20 protein-coding genes are annotated in these 21,043 nt (G+C 57.0%); 6 read left to right on the top strand and 14 right to left on the bottom strand.

Annotation, left to right across the window (positions count from 1 at the left end):
- Positions 1–29: 29 nt before the first annotated feature.
- The 4 genes from J0X15_RS12330 to J0X15_RS12315 all read right to left on the bottom strand — a co-directional run bounded on the left by J0X15_RS12330 (position 30) and on the right by J0X15_RS12315 (position 3,879).
- The gene (locus tag J0X15_RS12330) at positions 30–2,195 is read right to left on the bottom strand and encodes a DDE-type integrase/transposase/recombinase (RefSeq protein WP_206941152.1); all 2,166 of its coding nucleotides are present in this window, start codon (positions 2,193–2,195) and stop codon (positions 30–32) included.
- Complete coding sequence (locus J0X15_RS12325) at positions 2,192–2,650, bottom strand: hypothetical protein (RefSeq protein WP_206941151.1); 459 nt, start codon at positions 2,648–2,650, stop codon at positions 2,192–2,194. Before J0X15_RS12325 ends, J0X15_RS12330 begins: the two co-directional genes overlap by 4 nt.
- On the bottom strand, positions 2,643–3,482 hold the full coding sequence (locus J0X15_RS12320) for a ParB N-terminal domain-containing protein (protein ID WP_206941149.1): 840 nt from the start codon (positions 3,480–3,482) through the stop codon (positions 2,643–2,645). Before J0X15_RS12320 ends, J0X15_RS12325 begins: the two co-directional genes overlap by 8 nt.
- An 85-nt stretch (positions 3,483–3,567) precedes the next feature.
- Entirely contained in the window at positions 3,568–3,879 is a 312-nt protein-coding gene (locus J0X15_RS12315) for a helix-turn-helix domain-containing protein (RefSeq protein ID WP_206941147.1), read from the bottom strand.
- Between the two features lie 155 nt (positions 3,880–4,034).
- Between J0X15_RS12315 and J0X15_RS12310 the strand changes: the two genes are divergently transcribed.
- From J0X15_RS12310 to J0X15_RS12300, 3 genes are all read left to right on the top strand, one after another.
- Positions 4,035–4,514 carry a helix-turn-helix domain-containing protein gene (locus tag J0X15_RS12310; protein WP_331461914.1) on the top strand — a complete coding sequence of 160 codons (480 nt, stop codon included), beginning with the start codon at positions 4,035–4,037 and terminating at the stop codon, positions 4,512–4,514.
- A gap of 413 nt (positions 4,515–4,927) precedes the next feature.
- Entirely contained in the window at positions 4,928–6,421 is a 1,494-nt protein-coding gene (locus J0X15_RS12305) for a hypothetical protein (RefSeq protein ID WP_206941143.1), read from the top strand.
- 229 nt (positions 6,422–6,650) lie between these two features.
- Entirely contained in the window at positions 6,651–7,139 is a 489-nt protein-coding gene (locus J0X15_RS12300) for a hypothetical protein (protein ID WP_206941142.1), read from the top strand.
- Positions 7,140–7,735: 596 nt separating this feature from the next.
- Here J0X15_RS12300 and J0X15_RS12295 read toward each other — a convergent pair.
- Together J0X15_RS12295 and gntA are read right to left on the bottom strand one after the other, a co-directional pair.
- Entirely contained in the window at positions 7,736–8,404 is a 669-nt protein-coding gene (locus J0X15_RS12295) for a DUF1989 domain-containing protein (RefSeq protein ID WP_206941139.1), read from the bottom strand.
- Positions 8,371–9,039: a guanitoxin biosynthesis heme-dependent pre-guanitoxin N-hydroxylase GntA gene (gntA, locus tag J0X15_RS12290; protein WP_206941137.1), complete on the bottom strand. Its 669-nt coding sequence runs from the start codon at positions 9,037–9,039 to the stop codon at positions 8,371–8,373. Before gntA ends, J0X15_RS12295 begins: the two co-directional genes overlap by 34 nt.
- Before the next feature lie 295 nt (positions 9,040–9,334).
- Between gntA and J0X15_RS12285 the strand changes: the two genes are divergently transcribed.
- Together J0X15_RS12285 and J0X15_RS12280 are read left to right on the top strand one after the other, a co-directional pair.
- Positions 9,335–10,549: a cytochrome P450 gene (locus J0X15_RS12285; protein WP_209015305.1), complete on the top strand. Its 1,215-nt coding sequence runs from the start codon at positions 9,335–9,337 to the stop codon at positions 10,547–10,549.
- A 115-nt stretch (positions 10,550–10,664) separates the two neighbouring features.
- Positions 10,665–12,014 (top strand): hypothetical protein, encoded by a 1,350-nt coding sequence (locus J0X15_RS12280; RefSeq protein WP_206941134.1) that lies wholly within the window; start codon positions 10,665–10,667, stop codon positions 12,012–12,014.
- 27 nt (positions 12,015–12,041) lie between these two features.
- On the opposite strand, the gene J0X15_RS12275 is transcribed toward J0X15_RS12280, so the two are convergent.
- The 6 genes from J0X15_RS12275 to J0X15_RS12250 all read right to left on the bottom strand — a co-directional run bounded on the left by J0X15_RS12275 (position 12,042) and on the right by J0X15_RS12250 (position 16,687).
- Entirely contained in the window at positions 12,042–12,683 is a 642-nt protein-coding gene (locus J0X15_RS12275) for a MerR family transcriptional regulator (protein ID WP_206941132.1), read from the bottom strand.
- Positions 12,684–12,834: 151 nt separating this feature from the next.
- Complete coding sequence (locus J0X15_RS12270; protein ID WP_206941130.1) at positions 12,835–13,143, bottom strand: integration host factor subunit alpha; 309 nt, start codon at positions 13,141–13,143, stop codon at positions 12,835–12,837.
- Positions 13,144–13,287: 144 nt separating this feature from the next.
- The gene (locus J0X15_RS12265; protein ID WP_206941128.1) at positions 13,288–14,265 is read right to left on the bottom strand and encodes a beta-ketoacyl-ACP synthase III; all 978 of its coding nucleotides are present in this window, start codon (positions 14,263–14,265) and stop codon (positions 13,288–13,290) included.
- Positions 14,262–15,326 carry a phosphate acyltransferase PlsX gene (plsX, locus tag J0X15_RS12260; protein WP_206941126.1) on the bottom strand — a complete coding sequence of 355 codons (1,065 nt, stop codon included), beginning with the start codon at positions 15,324–15,326 and terminating at the stop codon, positions 14,262–14,264. The genes J0X15_RS12265 and plsX overlap by 4 nt, the downstream gene beginning before the upstream one ends.
- A gap of 184 nt (positions 15,327–15,510) precedes the next feature.
- Positions 15,511–16,083: a YceD family protein gene (locus tag J0X15_RS12255; RefSeq protein ID WP_206941124.1), complete on the bottom strand. Its 573-nt coding sequence runs from the start codon at positions 16,081–16,083 to the stop codon at positions 15,511–15,513.
- Complete coding sequence (locus tag J0X15_RS12250) at positions 16,073–16,687, bottom strand: ubiquinol-cytochrome C chaperone family protein (RefSeq protein WP_209015304.1); 615 nt, start codon at positions 16,685–16,687, stop codon at positions 16,073–16,075. Before J0X15_RS12250 ends, J0X15_RS12255 begins: the two co-directional genes overlap by 11 nt.
- Before the next feature lie 82 nt (positions 16,688–16,769).
- Here J0X15_RS12250 and J0X15_RS12245 point away from each other — a divergent pair, with 82 nt between their 5' ends.
- Positions 16,770–17,207, top strand: a complete 438-nt coding sequence (locus tag J0X15_RS12245) for an outer membrane protein assembly factor BamE (RefSeq protein WP_206941123.1) — start codon at positions 16,770–16,772, stop codon at positions 17,205–17,207.
- 92 nt (positions 17,208–17,299) lie between these two features.
- Here J0X15_RS12245 and J0X15_RS12240 read toward each other — a convergent pair whose 3' ends face one another.
- Positions 17,300–19,438: a sodium-translocating pyrophosphatase gene (locus tag J0X15_RS12240; protein ID WP_206941121.1), complete on the bottom strand. Its 2,139-nt coding sequence runs from the start codon at positions 19,436–19,438 to the stop codon at positions 17,300–17,302.
- A 260-nt stretch (positions 19,439–19,698) separates the two neighbouring features.
- Positions 19,699–20,931, bottom strand: coding sequence for an MFS transporter (locus tag J0X15_RS12235; protein WP_206941119.1), 1,233 nt, complete (start codon positions 20,929–20,931; stop codon positions 19,699–19,701).
- Positions 20,932–21,043 lie beyond the last annotated feature (112 nt).

Here is a 21,043-nt window from a genome sequence, read left to right as displayed (position 1 = left end):
TTCCCTTGAGGCCCACTCCTTGCCCTGATTTACGCGGGCGACACGCCGTTTCTCTGCGGCTTCCGGTCCTCCCAGATCAGCCGGTGAGCTCGATATTCCGGACCCGCCTGATAGGCGGTCAGCCAGAGTGCATCGTCATCGGAAAGGGCCTGGCCCTGTGCCAGGCGGGCCTCAAACGCCAGTGCGCGCTTGAACCGGGCTTCGGGGGTTTCCATCGACTGCAGTTTGTGGACAGGCGCCGGTGCCTGTCCGGCATCGGCCTTCAGGCTCTCCATCATTTGCTGCTCAGCATCCGAGAGCGCCCGTGGTTCGGGGCGTTTTTTCACGTCCGCCGCAGCCAGGCTCTTGGGAGTGACATGCGGCTCGCGGCGCTGCGGAAAAGCCAGGACCGACGCACTCTGCGCATAGGCCGAGCGCTGCGCCTCCAGCACCGTGCGCGGTGTGATCTTGCGTTTTTCCTTGCGGATTTCGGCGAGTTTTTCGCTCTCATGCGCCTTCTGCAGAGCCTTGACCCGAGCTGCCACATGAACCGGATCGAGGCCGGCCAGATCCGGGTTGACCGCTTCGCCCAGATACATCTCGCCATCCGGCTCGAACAGCCAGAGCCGGCCAATGTCGGAGGGATCATGTCGGCAGAGCACCTCAGCGCCCGGCATCACCCCGCAGACCGGCAGATAATACTCGCGGTCAACTTTGACGCCTTGCTTGGTGACCTTTCGAAGGCCGTCCTTGCCCGGAACCGGTGCCAGAAGAACATCAAGGCATTCCGGGTCCTTGATCGCCCTGACGTCGCCGGTCCAGCTGTTTGCGATCTGGAAGGGCGTCCTGCGCTTCAAGCTCTCATGCGGGCTATGCGCGTATTGTTCGCGCGCCCACCTGTCCGCCTCTATCTGGAGGTCGCCAGCGGAGAGTTCCACCTGGAACATCTTGGCATCGTCCGTGCCAAGCCGATCGGAGAATTGCCGGCGCGCTTCAATCACCTTCCGATCGGCGACCGAATGGCCGACAAAACCGGGAAGCGGTGCGCAGCAGTCGCGCTGGAAGGTGCCGATGACGCGCTCGACCGTGCCCTTCTGCTGCGGCGTATAGGGCGCGGAGAACTCCTGTTCGATGCCAAGTGCATCCAGCAGACGCACGGTGGCACGGGCGGCAAAATCGGCGCCATTGTCGGTCTTGATCAATTCCGGAACGCCCCATTCAAGGAGGCACTTGCGGATCAGGAGCCCTACCGCCGATGCCCGGGCCGTGTCAGAGATCAGTAAAACGACCCGCCGGGAGTAAAGGTCGATCGCCATGTAGAGGTTCTTGCGACCATCCGTGGTCATGGCGTCCACCGGCGAAGCGTCGATTTCCCATTTCTGGTTCAGCCGCTCGACCCGGTGTGCTCCCGTCATGGCGAACTGCACATGGCTGCGATAGGCATCCGGGTCGGTGATCTTCAAAAGCTCGTTGCGATACTCGGATTTCCAGCCTTTAAGGGCATTTTGAAACGTCCTCAAAGGCGGCATTGGCACCCGTTTTTGTCCCCGCGTCGTCTCCACCAAAATGGTCTCGCCAAACTCCGCAAGCGCCGTGTGGCGGATATGCTTGGCGCTCAGGAACTGGTTGGAGGCATGCACAGCCAGGCAGTAGTTTTTCAGACGCCCGCCTTCTGCCCGCTCCAGCACGCCCGTGCCCTTGCGTGCCTTGGAGGCATCGGAACCAAGCCGGTTGATGTCCAGCCGCATCTGGCGCCGCCAACGGGCCAGTGTGCGGATCGACACGCGCTTGATCGCGTCAGTGACCCAGCCTGGAACCGGAACCTCACCCGCCAGATAGAGCTCTGAAAACAGGTGATCGGACGCGGTCGCTCCCATCCCGCAGGTCTTGCGGAACCGCTCGGCCACCTTCAGGACGATGACCTTGGCATCCCGCGCCGTCCTTTCCGCTGTTGTCAGGCTGACATCGGTCTCATTGAGGAAATCGCTTTGTTCGATGCGGACAAAGGAACCGGCATAGGCAAGACGTTGAGGCAGTGGCAGAAGGTCGATGTGAAATTCAAAGCCGCCGCCCCCTGCCCGGCCTTCACGCTTGCGCGCGAGGTCCGTCTCTCCCCAGCCCTCGCGCTCGATGACCTTGTGGACACCGCGTTTAGTTGCGGGAAATCCGTCCAGGCCAAGATCGGCGAGTTCCTGAGCGGTCAGCCAGAGTTTCATTTGGCGCTCCGGATCTGTGCCTGAAGGAACCTGGCTCTTCCCTCGATCTCGCGCCGGTGATCCTCGATCAGCGCCAGTTCGATGACGTTCTCGTAGCGCTTGGGAATAACCGCGAGTTCGAACTCATCTGCCAGGAACCCGAGAAGTGCTGTCTGCCCGGTTGCACGGACAAGAGCAACGAAGCGCTCCACCGTGATGTTGTGATCGACCTTCGCCTCGGAGGCATAGGCCTCCAGCATGGCAACAGAGACCGGCGCTGCGAGCTGTTCGCTCATGAGGCCGGCAATCGTAAGCCGGTCCTTGCCGCAGTCCTTCAAGGCCTTCGAAACCGCCCGGCTGATCCGCGAGGAAAGCCGCTTTCCGGGGATTGCGCCGGGCTCGAACCCCACGCTGACCCGCGGCGGCTTCCAGCCTGTGAACATGTCGATGGTGTAGGGATCACGGGACTTACGCATTGAACCACCCTTCCCGTCTTGCGAGATCAATGATCTCGTCCTTGTGGTTTCGGAACAGAACCGTTCGGCTTGCCTTGGGGAGCTTGACCAGACTGTCGGACACAGTGCGGAAGATCCGTTCCGCAGCCGTCAGCGGCTTCCGGCCATGCAGGATCACCAGGGCATCTGCAATCGAAGCGGCCCTGGGAACCGGACCGACAAGGATGTCCAGAACCTTTGACTGGGTGTCCTCGTCCAGGTCGGAGAGCGCCTTGAGATCGGATTGTCTGACGGCGAATGGCGTGCCCTTCAGCCGCTCGCGAGACGCCGGGGCCAAGCCTTCCCAGATTTGGACGGCGAGCCGGACCGAGCGGTCAGAAAGGCCAGTCGTTTCGGCGGCACTCTGGCAGAAGGCAAAGATTGCCATCTGCCTCTTTTGGCCACCGGTGTGCTGATTGCCACGCTTGCCCCCGTTCTTCGTTTGGGGATGCAACGCCTCATAGATCCGCTTCATCTCGAAAAAGGCTTCACAGCGCTCCAGGGCGTTGAAGTCTTTCCGTGCGATGTTCTCAAGGATCTCGTGCAGTCGCAGTTCGTCAGCGGCCTGCTCGCTCGCGGGGCTGAGGATCCGCGCGTCTATCTCTTTCCACTTTGCCAGCCTGGCTGCACACAGACGATGGGCGCCGGCAACAAGCGTGAACCGCTTTTCCGTGGCGATGACATCGATCGGCGTCTTCTGCCCGGTTTCCAGAAACATGCCGGAAAGGCAGTCAGCCCAATCCCCATCGATTTCCCGCAAGCGCCCTTTGGGAATGTCGATCAGCGAAACTCTGATGGATTGATACGCCGTCACTTCATTACCTCTTTTGAAGGATCAAAGGGAATGAGAATGTGCTGATCTGGTCCGAATGCCCTTGCATCCGGACGGATAACCTGTGTCAGGCCGCTTTTCTGTCCGGCGTGGGCCGGGTTTTCTGGCTAGCTTGCAGCTTGTCGTATCTGCTATGCAGGATACGTGAGGTCCTGATGGGATAACGGCCTGGCCAGAGTTCCTTGAGAGGAAGCTCGAGAAAGTCGCTGATGGCTTTCTCGGCTTTACGAACCGGACGGGTCCACACGTGGGAAAACGAGTTGGGGGTCATCCCCTCCAGCTCTGCGAGCTTGGCCAAGGTCATGCCCTGGCGGTGCAACTCGGCCTTGATCGAGTGTTTGTCCCATCCGTTCGGTGGAACCTGAAGCGGCTTCGCCATTGGGTGCCTCGCTTCCGAAAACGGTTTGTTGCAGCAAGCCGTTTTCGTGTGAGTTTGGTGTGATAACTCGGCGCGAACTATCGAGCCGATAAGAGAATGTTTAATCCGTATCCGGTATTTTGTAAATACCGGATACGGTATTTATTGGTGACGTATTGGCCAGACCTGAAAATGAGCCTAGTACGCCTTTGGCGAAGAGGTTGCGGGACGTAAGACGAGCGCTTGGCAACCCGGATCGAGCTGAGCTCGCCCGGAGGCTGGACATTAGTGCCAATAGCGTCTCCCGATATGAGCGAGGAGAGCAAGAACCGTCGTTCCCAGTCTTCTCAGCCTACGGATCCGCCTTGGGCGTCAACCTACATTGGCTTCTGACCGGCACCGGCAGTATGTTCGTCGGCGGCGATGTGAAGATCGAAAACACGACGCTGGCTGATATCCGCAAGATCCTCTGGAACATCACCGCCACGTTCTGGGAAACCGTCCCTCGCAAAACGAAGCCGGAAAGCGTCGCGGACCAGGCTGTCGAAATGCTGGATTACCTGGTCAGCCGAGAAGGTGTTAACGACGAAGCTGTCACCGAAGTGATCCAGTTCGAAGCCGAGCGCTTAAAGCGCGCTTCTGACACATCCGACTAAGGTCTCCCCCTCCCCGAGCTGAGAACGCCCTCGTCAAAATTGACTAGGTTGCACTTTGTCATATTATGCAACCCATAATAGAATTGGCGGGGCGGTATAATGCGGGACGAGCGGTTGGCGTCGGTGATCAGGCAACGGATCGACCAAAGCACAGAACACAATGGAAAACTCTACGCAGGCCTGACGTTCGGCCTTATCCTGGGCTTCGCCAGCAGTACGCTGTCCTGGACAGTATTAGCCAACACGGCTTCCCCTGCACGCGCCGCGGTCGTCGAGTGTTCGGGCGGATATTCGATGACAAGCATTTGGGACCGGGATTGAAAATACGTTTAAAAGTAGACAAAATTATCCCTCACAACCGACCCATCTCGGTTAATGCCGCTGCCTCAATATATTTTTGACTAGAAAATGTTATGACGATTTACTCCCAAGGAACCGCCCTTGTCCGCCATGCTGAAACCGGTGAAGTTCACCTAATTGAAGCAGACTTACTCGACTTTGGCGCAACCGGGCATGAGAAACGTGCCATGGGAACGGAGACCACACATTTAGCAGTCGTTGAACATCCACAACTTGGCGACCTTGTCTGGTCAATTTGGGAATACCCAACTGGCGTGGAAAGTGCCCGAAACACCAACGTAGGTCCTCATGAACTTTTGGTGAATATTGATTTTGGCATTGAACAAGAAGAAACAGATGAGGACGACGAGGATTATGAGAGCGCCGAAGAACAGGACCGTGATCATCGGGTTGAAGCCTTAATAGAATGGTTCTTTGGACATTATGAAGATCCGGCGATGCGCCTTCCATATGAAAGCGCTGAAGGTGGTTACCAGTGGATTTGGGGAGGCCCCTACGACGCGCGAGAAGTACTGGAAGACATTTTCCCGGGTGAAGATGAAGAAATTATCGATGCTGCGGTTGAAGTGATCGAAGCAGATGGGTTGACAGAGTGGGCGCCGGTCCCGAGTGACGATGATTTCGATGACTCTGCAATTGAACCTCTCGGAAATGACGACCTGACCGACATCGCACACGAGCTAGAAACTCTGATACGAGACCTACGTGATCCGGATTCAGAACCAGCGTTTCGTTTGGGCGAAGATGGCCTTATTCACTTGGCTCGGCCATCTGATGTGGCTGTTCCTACCGAGGGTTATCCGTTGCTCGACGAGTTGGGCGCAGCCACCGGCGACCTCTTAAATTCGATAGCGGGAACCAACGCGCATACTGACCTAAGGATAGCGGCACACCGATACGCGGATGCGATCAACGCCGAGGCGGTCTCGATTTCTCAGATCTATGCGCGAGGTGTGCGTCTCGCAAACTCCACGGAAGCAATGCAGCACGCCATTGCGAGGGATGACCTGCCACCACTTCCAAGCGATGCGGAAGCGCACCTATCCTCCGTGCTTGAGCTTCATGGAGCATATATCATGGCTCAGCCAGAAGGCCGCGAGCTCGCGGAGAGCTCCGAAGCATTTCGCAGGACGCCGGAAGAAACCGATGCGATGCAAAATGCAGCACGGCGATTTGCAGATGCGGTGCATGCAGCCCCCGAACTCTTCGGTAAAGATGTTATGAATCACGTGACGGAAGCGGCCGAAGGGATCGGTTACGGTCCGCAACCTGAACGCTCAAATCAAGCCGCGGCAGCTACATTCCGCAACCTAACACTGTCACTAATAAAGGGCGTTAGCGCGTTTACAGCTGCAACTATCGCCGGACAGGCAGTCATCGGCAGCATCCCAGGTGGAGCCTTGGTCGGCGCTAGTTCGGAGTCAATCAATGTGGCTTGGGCATTCCTCGTGGCCAACGCTCCGATATTTAAAGCGATCGGCGGCTCGTTCGGGGCAGATCTCACTTGGATTGCGCATGCCGCCAACCTTCTTGAACGGCTAAAGTGATAGAGGAACAACTAATCTAATATGGGCGGCTGTAAAACCTATTTTACAGACGTTCGCCCGCGACCGTTGCGCATAAGGCCGTTTATGAAACGCCTCTGATGGCTGGGAAGCCAAAGCTAACATTTGTTCTTTCTGTAGCTAATGCCCAGTCTGAGTCCCCTTCATTCCACTCCAGAAACTGCTATCGTTATTCTACTTAGTATCGCTATTTGAAATCGGGGTACGTACGATGAGCGCCAAAACACTTGAGAATAACCTAATGCACTCAAGAGCTGCATACCTACATGCGGTTCGCGCATTGCCTTCGTCTAATGCCCTTCAATTTGGATCAATCAAACATAATGGGATGGAGTTCTCCAACAAAAATCAAATTGAATCCCAACTGGTGGAGTTGGGTTGGGCGTTCTTCTGCCGTTATGAAGGCTGCCTTGAGAAATGGCTGAAAGATCAAAAAGTTAAGCTTTCTCGAAAATACACACTTAAAAATTGGCTGACGGATCATCAAGTTACGATACCAGAAGAGCTTTCGGCGGGGATTGACCTGTATCGAAGAATTCGTAACGCTCTACATCACGACGATGGCGCAACTTTTGACGGTAGTGGAGAGCCTGAATTTCATCTACTGCCGGAGCAAATGGAGAAATTCTTTCAGCTTTTTTGTTGGATTGGCCAGCAAGTAGAACAGGCCGAGACTCAGGAAACTGGACTAGAGGAATAGAGGAATAGAGGAATAGAGAACCACCACTCCGTCCTCACCACCACCAACTGTGCATGGAAAATCCGAAGTCTGCTTTGATCCTACATCCCGGATTCGCATAATGTGCAATATGGAACCGCGCGGCGAACCAGTTCCCCCCTGGTCAGGTGCCGCCAGATTGATGGCTGCGCCAGAATGCTGAAAGTCTGGACGTTTTTTGGTATGAGAACACGCAAGCTCACCCGGACCCCGGTTCCCAGCTTGAAATATCGCGATGGCTGAATTCACGAAGTATTTTTGGATGCCTTCAGCGACCAGGCCGGCTTTCCAGCCGGTGCATGCCATCCGAACTTGCGCGCCGTATTTCTCAAGTTGCGGCTTGATCGCCCCTTAAACGGCAGTAAATCGCCAATTGGCGTCAAATCCTGGCTATTCCCGCAATTCCCCTCAGTGCCATCCGTTCTTGCGCGTTACACCAACCCATTGTTTTTTGATGCATGGTCGGCCGGGCTCCAGTCAGTATTGCTTCAAGATACCTGAACACCCACCTTTCGATATCCAAAGCCAAGCACGGACTGATTTTTTTTCGTGACGCCCAAGGCTTTTGTGGCGGGTATTCAAGCGACTTCCACCAATTCCTCTGCCGGCTTTTTCTGCACCCAATCCGGGCAGACATCGCTGACTTCGAAGTCAATCGGCTTATATCGGAAGTTGTTGGACTGACCTGCCGAACAGGCGGTCATGGCGATGACAAGATCGCACTTTGCCTGAAACGCAATACGGTCACCCGGCTTACTCTTGGGTGGAAGAACCTTGATTTCCCCAGTTTCACTGTTCACCTCCACATGCATAAAAACATTGAAAGCTATGGGAATTTGATCTGACGTTATCCCATAAGGTGCCAGCGCCTGCTCGAGATTGCCTTGGCACCCATGATGCGGCGTCTGATCACCGTAAATGATCCGAAAGGTGTCGCAGGAACACGGTGTGAGGGTGAAATCATGCCGCCCCACGTCATCTCCGACAATCTCCAGCATCGGATTCGAACGATTGGAATAAAGCAGATCACCTGTTGTGAGAAACATGCGCGACGCGTAGTCGATGGTTCGGCCGGAGGAAATATACTCTTGCGTATCATACAGGCGGTAAGCCAAGAGATCAGAAACCTGTTCGCCTTCAGGGTCTATGACCGTCAGAAACTGTCCGGCCCTCAACTCGAAGGCCTGCCCACTCCGTGGTGAAATTCGACATTTCATAGGGAGATTTCCTTGTATTGAAATGGACATTTCCAGGAACTGTCGACCGCGCGTCCGCTGTACTGACGGGCTTCTGATGAATTCCCGTAGTCATCGAGCATGGGGTTGATATCTCCGGCCAAGGCCGTATCGCGAGCGCGGATGATCTCTTTCATCTTATCGAACCGGCCATCCGCTCGAAGCCCCTCGAATTGCCTGTGCGAATTGAAGACCATAACCGGGTGATCAAACCGTCGCGCCGGGCGCGAGGAATTCGGGTGAAGGCCGACAACAAAGAATGCCTCGCCAGCAAGACTGAGAGAAAAATGTTTGGCTTCCGGATCAGGGTCGACGCCCTTGTTCCAATTTTCACCAGCCGCCACATCAATATTGTGCAGACATTGAATGCGGTCCCACATCGCTTCCTCATAGGCCGCTTCGGATAGCGCATCGCGTTGGCGGAACAGAACGACCAAGGTCTGCAACACAGGCGAGTCCAGATCGAGCCTCTGCGCGAAGGAATGGACGGCTTTATAGATATCGAGGTCTGTGACGGCCGTATCGATTGCCTCGACGACCAGAAACTCCATCGTTCCGCGAGCGAGCGCGGACTTTGCACCTACGCAAGGAAATTCTTCTGATTTCACAAACTGTTCGAAATGTAACTTCAAGTCATCAACGGTCATTTGCAAACCCCGCCAAGGCGCTATTCCGCCATCGGCTCTCCTTGTTGATCCAGCAGGTCAATTTCTCACCACCCGCCTTAATCAAATTCCACCCCACGCTTTTCGTTCCACAGCCGCCCTCACTTTCGACAGGTGTCAGCCCGCGCGCATCAGCTTCTGGATGCAACGTCCGCCACTTGATTTGTGCTGGATAGCCATGACTGCTGACCTGCAAATTCTTGGTCTACCGCTTTAAATCGCCTAAGCTTGAAGCTGAATTCCACGCCACCCGCCAGCAGTGACCTCAGCCAGCCAGATGCAATTCAATCCGCTTTCCAAAGACTTCGCGCAGGACCCTTATGCGTCCTACGCCACGCTGCGTGCCCAACCGGGCCTGACGTATTTCGAGGATTTCGACATCTGGCTGGCAGCGCGGTTTGGGGATGTGCAGGCCATCACCATGGACAGCTCCATGGTGCGCTCGCTGGAGCACGTGGCGACGGCAGAAGACATCGCGGCAGAAAAACGCGCCGGCAACTGGCATGACATGCCGCATCATTCCAGGTTTGTGCAATTTTCGTTGCTCGATAGCGACGGCGCAGTGCATGACAGGCTGCGCAAGCAGGTGTTCAAGCTCTTCACCCCCGTGATGGTGGGGCGGCTGAGAGACGAGATACAGACCTACGTCGACAGGTTGTTCGACAGCCTCGCAGAGACACGCGAGATCGACTTCATCGATGATCTAGCAGCCCATGTGCCGGGCCACATCATCGGTCGGATCCTCGGCGTGCCGGATGAGGACTGCCCGCAGCTACGTGTCTGGTCTGAAAACATCGTGCAGTTCTTCGACATCGACCGATCCGATGACCGCAAGGAGCTGGCCGAGCGCAACACCACCGAATTCTACGAATACCTGAAAGGCCTGAAGGCCAAGCGTCTTGCCAAACCTGAAGATGATCTGCTGTCGCTGATGATCGAGGCCGAGCAGGCCGGACACATGAATGAGGACGAGTTCTTCTCCACTGCGATGCTGATCCTGATGGCCGGGCATGGCTCAACCATCGATGTGCTCGGCAGTGGCCTGCACGCTCTGTTGCGCTTTCCCGATGAAATGCAGCGCCTGCGCGCAGACCCGGGCCTGATGAAGACGGCGGTGCAGGAAATGTTCCGGTTCGAGAGCCCCCTGCCCTTCTTTCATCGGTATTCCACCACTCCGGTCGAGATCGCCGGGCAGACCTTCCCGCAAGGTACAAAATTCGGTGTGCTTTACGGCGCTGCCAACCGTGATCCTGCGCAATTTTCAGAGCCGGACCGCTTCGATGTGGGTCGCATGTCCAACTGGCATACGGCCTTCGGTCGCGGCGCTCATTTCTGCCTCGGCAATCACCTGGCGCGGCTCAACATGGATATCATCTTCTCCACCCTGCTGCGGCGCTTTTCCAAGGTCGAGCTGATCACAGCACCGGAGTACAAGCGCGGGCTTTCTGTTCGTGGGCCCAAGGCCCTGGGCATCCGGTGGACGCCTGCCTGACACCACCCATGCACATCGCGAGACGATTGAGTCTGCATTTCAACAATCTTAACAGGCACTTTACACCTCAAGGTCATCATCACCGTAACTGTTCCCCGTTTCGGTCTTGAGCCACATGAAAACGCATCCCGCAGAAACCTTCGATTGCGATGTCTTGCATTGCGACATCGCCCCTATTCCGACCCAGGCACTGGCGGAAATGGTCGCGAGGGTGTGCGAGAAATTCGACATCCCGCCGCAAGCCTGCACTCTTCTGGATCCCTCAACGGAAGTGGACGGGTATTTTCTGTGTGGCGACTACCGGGTTCTGATCACTCAGAGTGATCCGTTGATCGACAAAACCCGCTTCAACGCAGCAATTCCCGCCCAGGCGCCAAACGCGCTGTTGCCTGATGCCACCCGTATGGTGGCCGAGGCGAATGCCCTGACCAGCGTCTCCGTCGGCAAGGGGCTTATCGGTCAATCGATGTTGCCCGATGCAATGCAAGCTGATCTGGGCGACGAGTTTGGCGTCATCTCGCAGGCGGAGGAAGCACGCTTCACTTTGAGCTTGCTGGCCGAGCTGGTGATGGAACTCTTGAAGCTGCGCCCCGCCAATGCGGTTTTCTGGTGTCCGAACTCCTACATCCTGTCGCCGACAACCTTCAGCCAGCTAGCGGAGCCGAAAGACAAGCTGGCCCTTTTTATCCGGCCGCACCTCTTTGAGGTACATGCAGACAAAACCCTGGATGGACATTCAGTCGGCGTCACCGCCTCTGGCTCCCAGTGGTTGCTTGGGCGCATGGTTTCTTTCCGACCGAGTATTGCACCGGAGGCCTTCATGGTCGCGCGGTTGCTGCAGTTCGTCTCGTTCTGCCTGCTGCGCAATCAGCTGCTGCCGGACGGCGATGTTTTCGGCAAGGACGCAAACGAGAAGATCCGCATCCATTATCAAAACGGGTCCGGGGAAGGTCCGGACAAGATCTGGCTGGAACTGGAAAAGAGCGCCGAACTGGGCATCAATTCAGTGTCCCCCCCGACTATTGTAAAGCAATATGACGGCACCGGCGTGATGGTGGCACAAAGTATCGATGGCATTGACGAGGACAGTCTCGATCCGAATGATCCAATTGATGCCGCCATCCTCGACCGTCTTTCTCAGCTGCGGTCACCTGAGGGAGCCAAAGCCTCGACAACCTTGATGCAGACGGCTCCACAAGCCGCCTCAGAGACAGCGCCGAGCGCGCACGCCACGCGGCCAGAAACCCCTGCCGAGCAGCCGGCGATAATGACTGATGTAGACGAAACGCCAAAAGGGGAAGAAGTAGAACCGCTGCGACCCTTTGGCCGGGCACGTCCGTCTGAACGCATGTCGATTGAGGAATTGCGCCGTATCGGCCAGATGCACCAGACAGCTTCTCTGCCTGTCAAAGCCCCGAATTTTTTGCAAAAATTGGCTGGCCGCTTCAAATCTGGCCAGTCTTGATCCTTTAGTCGGGATCCGAGCGGCTGGTTAGCGCACCTGATCGAGGAGACGCTTGCATTCCAGCAGATCGAACATTGTCGACTGAAGCGATTTGACTTCTTCCTGGCTCAAGGACCTGGCCGCGACCTGCTGCGGTCCAGCCACCTTTTCGCCGCGTAGCCGACCAATAAAACTGCTGCGCGTGGGTGTCTCCTTGATCGAACCGGGTGCATCTTCGGCAATCAGCCCACCCGGCAAGACGTCAGGTTCAGCCACCTCGGGCGCAGCCTGCATGGCATCAGACTGAGGGGCAGCCTTTGGCTGCAGGGCCTCCTCGGAGGCCTCCGGTTGATCTGGCGTAAAAACAACGTTTGCGGACATCTGGTGGCCAACAGGAACGGCGACTGCATCTTCCCGCCAAATCTGCATGACGAAACGCGGGCCCTGCTCTTTCAGGATCCGCTGCACGCCTTTGATCGTGTAGCCTTCGCCGTACAACAGGTGGCGGATGCCACAAAGCAACTCGACATCGTCAGGACGATAGTAGCGACGGCCACCGCCGCGCTTCAGCGGCTTGATCTGCGAGAACCTGGTCTCCCAGAAACGCAAGACATGTTGCGGCAGGTCGAGTTCTTCGGCCACTTCGCTAATCGTGCGAAACGCATCAGCAGCCTTTTCTTGAGAGCTCATGGAAGGTTCTCCTGGGCAGCGTCAGACCATGACCCCATGCAGCAGGGTCATCTTCAGCGGGCAAAGCCCGGCACGGCTTGAAAACAGTCACCAACCTGGTCGCAAAGGTGGTTCCGCATCCAGGTCAAAATCTATAAAAACCAGACGTTCCTCAACCTTGCCCGGTCAGGGCGTCATTGATGCGCTGCTTCAGCACATTGCTGGGCTTGAACACCATGACACGACGTGGGGAAATAGGGACTTCTTCACCAGTCTTGGGATTGCGACCAATGCGTTCGCCCTTGGCACGAACCACAAATGAGCCGAAGCTGGACAGCTTCACCGACTCCCCCGTCAGCAAACATTCGGAAATTTCCGAAAGAACCCGCTCAACCAGCTCCGATGATTCCGTGCGCGACAGGCCAACCTTTTTGTAAACCGCCTCACAAAGATCTGCGCGCGTAACAGTTCTATTGCCCATAGGCTTCTCCCGGCAGTGCCAACGATCTGGCTGATTTTGCTGTAGAACTTTCCAGTCCCTGAACGGTATTGCCTGAAGGGCAACCGGTCAACAGGAAGTCTTAACAGCGCGCAATTTTATCGGGATGCGTGCGAATAAGGGAGCTTACCACCGGAGGATTACCGAGCCCCAGGTAAATCCGCCACCCATGGCTTCGAGCAGGATCAGGTCACCGCGCTGCACACGGCCATCCGTCACCGCCTGGCACAAAGCCAACGGAATGGAGGCAGCCGACGTATTGCCGTGCTTATCGACGGTGGTCACCACCTTGGTCGGATCAATTCCCAGCTTCTTGGCGCTGGCGTCAATGATGCGACGGTTTGCCTGATGGGGAATAAACCACGACAGATCCTCGGAGCTATAACCGGTCGCCGCGTAGGCGTCCTCGATCACATCGGTGATCATGCCAACCGCATGCTTGAAGACTTCGCGACCTTCCATGCGCAAAAATCCGGAGGTCTGCGTCGTCGAGGGGCCGCCGTCCACATAGAGCTTTTCCTTGTGGCGCCCATCGGAGCGCAGGTGGCTGGTCAGAATACCCTGATCAGCTGTTGTTCCTTCACCTTCATAGGCTTCAAGTACAACGGCGCCGGCTCCATCGCCGAACAGAACGCAGGTGGTCCGATCGGTCCAGTCTAGGATGCGAGAGAAGGTCTCGGCGCCAATCACCAGCGCCTTCTTCGCCAAACCGGCCTTCAGATAGGCGTCGGCTGTGGTCAAAGCGTAGACAAAACCAGAGCACACGGCCTGAACATCGAATGCAAAGCCATGGTGGATACCCAGCTTGGCCTGAACGCTCACGGCGCTTGCAGGAAACGTGTTGTCAGGGGTCGCGGTGGCGAGAATGATCAGATCAATCTCCTGCGCGTCCACACCTGCATTTGCAAGCGCTGCTTTCGCTGCCTCCAGCGCCAGGTCCGACGTAAACTCGCCATCGGCTGCCACATGTCGCTGAGTAATGCCCGTCCGTTGGACAATCCACTCATCTGACGTATCGACCAGTTTTTCCAGGTCGCTGTTGGTCAGACACTTGGCCGGGAGATAACTGCCGCAGCCGAGAATTCTTGAACGTGTGACGCTCACTTGTCACCTTTAGAATTTGCAGCCGCCTCACCGAAGCCACCGCGATGATAATGCACAAGATCCTGGGAGATCTTGTCGGTCAGTTGATTTTTCACCATGTCGTAGGCCAGGTCGATTGCCGCCGCATAACCTTCTGCGTCAGCACCGCCGTGGCTCTTGATGACAATCCCGTTCAGGCCGAGGAACACGCCGCCATTCACCTTGTTCGGATCAAGCTTTTCACGCAGGACGCCAAACGCGCCCTTGGCAAACATATAGCCGATCTTCGACATCAAGGTGCGGCCCATGGCCTCACGCAGGTACCCGCCGATTTGTTTGGCAGTGCCTTCTGCAGTCTTCAACGCGATGTTACCGGCAAACCCTTCGGTCACCACCACATCCACCGCGCCTTGACCAATGTCATCGCCTTCAACGAAGCCTTTATAGGTGAGGTTGGGAAGCGACATGTCACGCAGAAGACGACCTGCGGTTCGCACATCCTCAAGGCCCTTCACTTCTTCCACACCAATGTTCAACAGGCCAACAGACGGCTTTTCGATACCAAACAGCGCGCGCGCCATCGCGCCACCAAGTATGGCAAAATCAATGAGCTGCTGGGCGTCTGCGCCGATCGTCGCTCCGACATCGAGGACGATGGATTCACCTCGCGACGTCGGCCAGATGGCCGCGATCGCCGGCCGGTCGATGTTGGCCATCGTCCGGAGGCAGAATTTCGACATCGCCATCAACGCACCGGTGTTGCCGGCAGAAACCGCGACGGCGGCATTGCCGCCTTTTACCGCTTCGATTGCCTGCCACATGCTGGAGCGTCGCCGACCCTGACGCAGGGCCTGGCTCGGCTTGGCATCCATGGCGACCGAGACATCGCAGTGATGAAATTCGCTGGCGTCGCGAACGCGCGGATAGGCTTCCAACAAAGGCCGGACGCGGGCTTCCTCACCGTAAATAAGGAAACGAATGTCCGGATGCCGGACGAGCGCAATCTCGGCGCCGGGGATAACAACCTCCGGACCGACGTCGCCGCCCATCGCGTCAAGGGAAATAGGAATGCTAGTCGCCATCTACAATCTTTTGCGGTTTTCAAAGGCCCAAAGGCCGGTTGAGCGGGGCTGTACAGCCGAGGAACCCGGCGCCAGCCGTCCGATCAGACAGGTCGGGACCATAACGTTTTTCAGATGTGAAACAACAATTTTCCTGCATGTTCCCCGTCCAAGCCCCCCCCCGACGCGATCTCGCGCGCCATCCTCACTCTTTCGGCGATTCCTTCAATTTCGCCAAAGCCGCGAAGGCACTTGGCGCTGCTTCGTCAGCCATGTCCTCGGCTTCGCCCGCGCTCTGTGGCGGTGTAAAAGCCACACCTGGCTTGCGGGGAAACGGGTCGATGTTCAGCGCCAGCTGTTCACAGATCAAGGCGCCCAGATCCAGCACTCCGTCCATCATCACATCGGGCGGATCGATAGAATCGAGATCAATCTCGATCTCCCCTGCGTCATTCAGATCGCGCGGGCGGCGCGGCTTGCTGGAGGCGGGCAGGAAAGTCCGGTCAACTTCGTCCTTCATGGTCGACACAAAGGGCTCCAGCGTGACAACACAAACCTGCCTGATATCTGTCTTGAACGTCCCGGTCACACGCACCCCGCGCTTGCCCCATGGCTTGAGCACCAGATCAGCCTTCAGCTTTTCGATCGCCTCCAGATCATAGGCATCGGCGATCTGCTTGAGCGAAGCGGCATCAGGCTCAAGACAGATCTTGATATTCTGATCTCCAACCCGTTCGCCATCAACCTTATGACTGTACGGAAATTTCTCATTGGCCATTGGTGTTGTCTCCTTGCACGTCCGGCAGCTCCTGCGGTGCGAAAGCCTCGGCATCGGCGAAACCCAAATTCGCAGCGAGAATAGCCTGGGTTTCCAATGCATCCATGGAGCCAGCCGAAGCAATCATATATCGGGCCAGGGCCAGGGCCCCATCCGGCGCGTTATCCAGATCCGGAAAAACGTTGCGGGCGATCGCCGCACCGAGCGCTTCCACGTCAGATGCCTCGATGGCTGTCATATAAGAATCGGCACGGCCATAAAAAGCCTCGCCCATCGCCTTGATCTTTTTGGGGACCCGCACATCGGACACGCCAAGCTCCCGCAAGCTCGCGTCCATATCCTTGAAGAACAGGTCAAAGACGTTCTGCGCAAAGTAGGCGACCTTCTCGCCCTCGCCGCGCAAACGGCGGAAAAGCAGCACTGAATGCAGCACGATCATATCGAACCGACCGTCCAACGTATCCGGCACCCCATAGTCCTGATAAAAGACGGGTTGCCGCGCTTGAGCCACGATCTCGCAATAGACCTTGTGCTCCGCTTCTCGCGATTTGCGGCGAAAAAGCCCAAAGAGCATGGTGATCTCCGTGTTAACTGGTGTTGCCATGTGCCCTATCCCACGCTAGGGACTTTGCCAAGCACCGAAACGTTGATGGCAGACTTGGCTGCCGCCCTACAGGAAGACCAGCATGAATATCAAGGCTTCTGCCGTTATTATCCCGCTTCTTGCCACTCTCCCGCTGGGCGGATGCTTTTCCCAGAACTATACCCACGGCCATGTTATCAGTAATGACATGCTGTCCCAGGTCACCGTGGGCTCGAGCCGGGAGCAGGTCGAACTTGTTTTCGGAACGCCTTCGACAACCTCCGACCTCAATGGCGAGGCGTATTATTACATCTCGCAAAAAACCCGGACGACCGCGTTTCTCACGCCCGACATCGTCGATCAGCGCGTCGTTGCCGTCTACTTTGACGATGATGGGTACGTACGCGACCTTGCCAACTACGGCATGGAAGACGGCAAAGTTGTCGACTTCATCAGCCGCAAGACCCGTACCGGTGGCTCGGACTATGGCTTCCTGACCCAAATCCTGCGTGGCGCGGCCAGCCCATCCATCGGCCTCTAGTCTCGTTACCGTCAAGAGCAAACCAATAACTACAACGTCAAAAGCCCCGGTCATTGACCGGGGCTTTCTTGTTTCGAGTTGGCTCTTTCAGATCAGTGCGCCAGCACTGCGATAAGCAACAAGGCCATGATGTTGGTGATCTTGATCATCGGGTTGACTGCCGGACCGGCGGTGTCCTTGTATGGATCACCCACGGTATCGCCAGTGACCGAAGCTTTGTGCGCCTCACTGCCCTTGTGGTGGACGACGCCGTCACGGTCGGTAAACCCGTCCTCGAACAGCTTCTTGGCGTTGTCCCAGGCTCCGCCGCCCGCTGTCATGGAGATGGCAACGAAGAGGCCATTCACGATAACGCCCAGAAGCATGGCCCCTAGCGCTGCAAAGGCATCGACAGATGTTGCCACTCCACGCACCACGAAGAATACGACCAGAGGCGACAAGACCGGCAGCAAGGAAGGAAGAATCATTTCCTTGATCGCGGCCTTGGTCAGCATGTCCACGGCACGCCCATAGTCGGGGCGCTCGGTCCCTGCCATGATGCCCGGCTTGGCCTTGAACTGAGCCCGAACCTCCTCAACCACAGCACCAGCTGCCCGCCCGACGGCGGTCATCGAGATGCCGCCGAAGAGATAAGGCAGCAGGCCACCGAAGAGCAGTCCGGCCACCACATAGGGGTTGGACAGGGTAAAGAGCGTATCGACGTCTATGCCGTAGAAAACGCTTCCCTCGACCGCCTGAGCGGAAAAGAACCGCAGGTCCTCCATATAGGCCCCGAAGAGCACCAGCGCCCCCAGACCGGCTGAGCCAATGGCGTAGCCCTTGGTCACAGCCTTGGTGGTGTTGCCGACAGCATCCAGCGCATCCGTCGTGCTGCGCACTTCAGCCGGAAGCTCCGCCATTTCAGCAATGCCGCCGGCATTGTCAGTGACGGGACCGAAGGCATCCAACGCCACGACCATTCCGGCCAGGGCCAGCATGGTCGTCACCGCGATAGCAATGCCGAACAGGCCTGCAAGGGAATGGGCCACCAGGATCCCGACGATGATGACAATCGCCGGAAGTGCTGTCGCCTCCAGCGAAACTGCCAGACCCTGAATAACGTTTGTGCCATGCCCTGTGACAGACGCCTGAGCAATGGAGCGCACCGGGCGGTATTGCGTCCCTGTGTAATATTCCGTCACCCAGATGATCAGGCCCGTCACGATAAAGCCGACCACGCCGCAGCCAAACAGGCTGGCACCCGTCATTTCAACGCCAGAGGTGGAAACGAAGGTTGTCGACCCACCAAGCCAACCGAAGATGACCAGTGCCAAGGCAACCACAGAAAGAAGTGCTGTAACGATGAAGCCCCGATAGAGAGCGCCCATGATGGAGTTGCTCGGGCCTAGTTTGACGAAGAAGGTACCGATGATCGAGGTCACCACACAAACCGCGCAGATCATCATCGGCAAAAGCATCAAGGTGACCGCCTGATCTCCTGTGAAGAAGATCGAGGCAAGAACCATGGTCGCAACCACTGTGACTGCGTAGGTCTCGAAAAGGTCTGCCGCCATGCCGGCGCAATCGCCGACGTTGTCCCCGACATTATCGGCAATGGTTGCAGGGTTGCGCGGGTCATCTTCCGGGATCCCGGCTTCTACCTTGCCAACCAGATCGCCACCGACATCAGCACCTTTGGTGAAAATGCCGCCACCAAGACGGGCAAAGATGGAAATCAGCGAAGCGCCGAACCCGAGGGCGACAAGCCCGTCAATGACAGCGCGGTCGGAAGGCGCATAGCCCAAACCGCCTGTCAGTACTGCGTAGTAGATGGCAACGCCAAGCAAGGCGAGCCCCGCCACCAGCATGCCAGTCACGGCTCCCGACTTGAAGGCAATTTCAAGCCCGGCTGCGAGGCTCTGGCTTGCCGCTTGCGCTGTACGAACGTTGGCCCGCACCGAAACCATCATGCCGATGAAGCCGGCAAGGGCAGAGAGCACCGCACCGATCAGAAACCCGATCGCCGCGATGCCCGAAAGCAGGACCCAGGCAAGGACAAAGACCACGACGCCTACAAGGGCAATCGTGGTGTACTGACGGGTAAGATAGGCATGCGCTCCCTCTTGAATGGCTCCTGCAATTTCACGCATGCGTTCATTTCCGGCGTCCGCAGCCATTACTGACTGAATAGCCCAACCGCCATAGGCTAAAGATAGCAGCCCACAGACGATGATGACGATCAACTCGCTCATGTTTCCTCCCAGATTCAACGCGAGTCAGTCGTGTTTTTATTGTCTTATTTTGTTGGGAATGACCCGCCCCGACGCCTTTGAATATCTGGCGCAATTGCAGCAGATCCCCGGAAGACGCCTTCCACTCAACACGATAGCAGCAAAACCACGGAGAAGGTCAAGATAACCTTACGGCCTATCTATGTATTACCCTGCGGTAATTTTGAATGCGACGCATCATTTTATTATCTTATATTTGCAGTGCAGCAGTCCTTTATAGGTCAGCATTGCTTTCCTATCTTCTCATTCCGCAGCAACCAGGCAAGAAGAGCAAGGCTGGTCAGAACGAAGGGGAAGACGATCCAGTTGACAGTCGCCCAACCGAAGGTCTCCAGCAGCTGACCCGAGGCAAAGGACGCAGACGCCACAAAACCGAAGACCAGAAAATCATTGGTCGCCTGCACCATGTTGCGCTCCTCGGGCCGACACGTGTCTGCCAGCATGGCGGTCGCGCCGATGAAACCGAAGTTCCAGCCCAAGCCAAGCAGGACCAGCGCGCCCCAGAAATGAGCCAGATCGATGCCACTCAGAGCCACGGTTGAACAGGCAGCCAGTAACGCCAACCCCGTTGCAACGATTCTCTCCTTGCCGAACCGGGCAATCAGAGAACCCGTGAAGAAGCTTGGCCCGAACATCGCCAACACATGCCACTGGATTCCAAGTGCGGCGTCCGTTTCCGTCAGCCCGCACCCAATCATCGCCAGTGGCGTTGCGGTCATGACGAGGCTCATCAGGGCGTAAGACGTCACACCGCAGGCAACCGAGACAATGAAACGGGGCTGAGCCATGATCTGGCGCATCGGGCGCCCACTTGCCCCTGCCTTGACGGCGGCAGGACGCGGAATACGCAGGAAAGCCACCAGACCAAGGGCGATCATTCCAAGACCCGCCTGCGCCACATAGGTTCCGGCAAACAGCATCGGGGAAAATATGTCCTTCGTGGCAATGACAGTTTGCGGGCCCACCACCCCGGCCAGAACACCGCCCGCCATCACCCAGGAAATTGCCTTGGGGCGAAACCCCTCGCTCGCGGTATCAGCGGCTGCAAAGCGATACTGCTGAACGAATGCGGCCGAGAAGCCGGAAAAACAGCAAGCAAGCGTAAAGAGCCAGAAGGATCCCTGGAAAATGGCAGCTGCTGCCAGAAGTCCGCCGAAAATCGATAAGAGCGCTGCGCCCATAAACCCCAGACGGCGCCCGAAACGTCGGGAGATCATACCGGCAGGCAAGGTGCCGATGGCTGTACCCAACACCATGGCCGACACAGGCAAGGTCGCAAGGGACCTGGATCCAGCCAGCATCATGGTGCCGACCAGAGGTCCCGTTGCAATGACGATAGAGGCCGTCGCGCCTCCGAGAGACTGGGCAAATGCCAGAAGCAGCGCGTTGCGCTTGGCCAAGCTGTCGTCATAGTCTGATGGGCTGGAAGTGTTTGTCTCGGAGACCTGGGTCATTCGCATACCGGGGTTCACCATCGACGGAAGCCACTTACTCAGGCCGACGCCAATGCTGGGAAGAAGGAAAGCACAATGGCTTAACCTCTACACCAGCGCCCCGTGCAGCGCA

Source organism: Roseibium limicola, assembly GCF_017313085.1.
In the GTDB taxonomy this organism is placed as follows: domain Bacteria; phylum Pseudomonadota; class Alphaproteobacteria; order Rhizobiales; family Stappiaceae; genus Roseibium; species Roseibium limicola.
Note: the sequence above shows the minus strand (reverse complement) of the source record. Positions and strands in the feature narration are given on the sequence as shown.

Coding starts and splice junctions, on each gene's coding strand:
- J0X15_RS12330 (WP_206941152.1), bottom strand. CDS start 2,195: ATGAAACTCTGGCTGACCGCTCAGGAACTCGCCGATCTTGGCCTGGAC.
- J0X15_RS12325 (WP_206941151.1), bottom strand. CDS start 2,650: ATGCGTAAGTCCCGTGATCCCTACACCATCGACATGTTCACAGGCTGG.
- J0X15_RS12315 (WP_206941147.1), bottom strand. CDS start 3,879: ATGGCGAAGCCGCTTCAGGTTCCACCGAACGGATGGGACAAACACTCG.
- J0X15_RS12305 (WP_206941143.1), top strand. CDS start 4,928: ATGACGATTTACTCCCAAGGAACCGCCCTTGTCCGCCATGCTGAAACC.
- J0X15_RS12300 (WP_206941142.1), top strand. CDS start 6,651: ATGAGCGCCAAAACACTTGAGAATAACCTAATGCACTCAAGAGCTGCA.
- J0X15_RS12295 (WP_206941139.1), bottom strand. CDS start 8,404: ATGTCCATTTCAATACAAGGAAATCTCCCTATGAAATGTCGAATTTCA.
- gntA (WP_206941137.1), bottom strand. CDS start 9,039: ATGACCGTTGATGACTTGAAGTTACATTTCGAACAGTTTGTGAAATCA.
- J0X15_RS12285 (WP_209015305.1), top strand. CDS start 9,335: ATGCAATTCAATCCGCTTTCCAAAGACTTCGCGCAGGACCCTTATGCG.
- J0X15_RS12280 (WP_206941134.1), top strand. CDS start 10,665: ATGAAAACGCATCCCGCAGAAACCTTCGATTGCGATGTCTTGCATTGC.
- J0X15_RS12275 (WP_206941132.1), bottom strand. CDS start 12,683: ATGAGCTCTCAAGAAAAGGCTGCTGATGCGTTTCGCACGATTAGCGAA.
- J0X15_RS12270 (WP_206941130.1), bottom strand. CDS start 13,143: ATGGGCAATAGAACTGTTACGCGCGCAGATCTTTGTGAGGCGGTTTAC.
- plsX (WP_206941126.1), bottom strand. CDS start 15,326: ATGGCGACTAGCATTCCTATTTCCCTTGACGCGATGGGCGGCGACGTC.
- J0X15_RS12255 (WP_206941124.1), bottom strand. CDS start 16,083: ATGGCCAATGAGAAATTTCCGTACAGTCATAAGGTTGATGGCGAACGG.
- J0X15_RS12250 (WP_209015304.1), bottom strand. CDS start 16,687: ATGGCAACACCAGTTAACACGGAGATCACCATGCTCTTTGGGCTTTTT.
- J0X15_RS12245 (WP_206941123.1), top strand. CDS start 16,770: ATGAATATCAAGGCTTCTGCCGTTATTATCCCGCTTCTTGCCACTCTC.
- J0X15_RS12240 (WP_206941121.1), bottom strand. CDS start 19,438: ATGAGCGAGTTGATCGTCATCATCGTCTGTGGGCTGCTATCTTTAGCC.
- J0X15_RS12235 (WP_206941119.1), bottom strand. CDS start 20,931: ATGACCCAGGTCTCCGAGACAAACACTTCCAGCCCATCAGACTATGAC.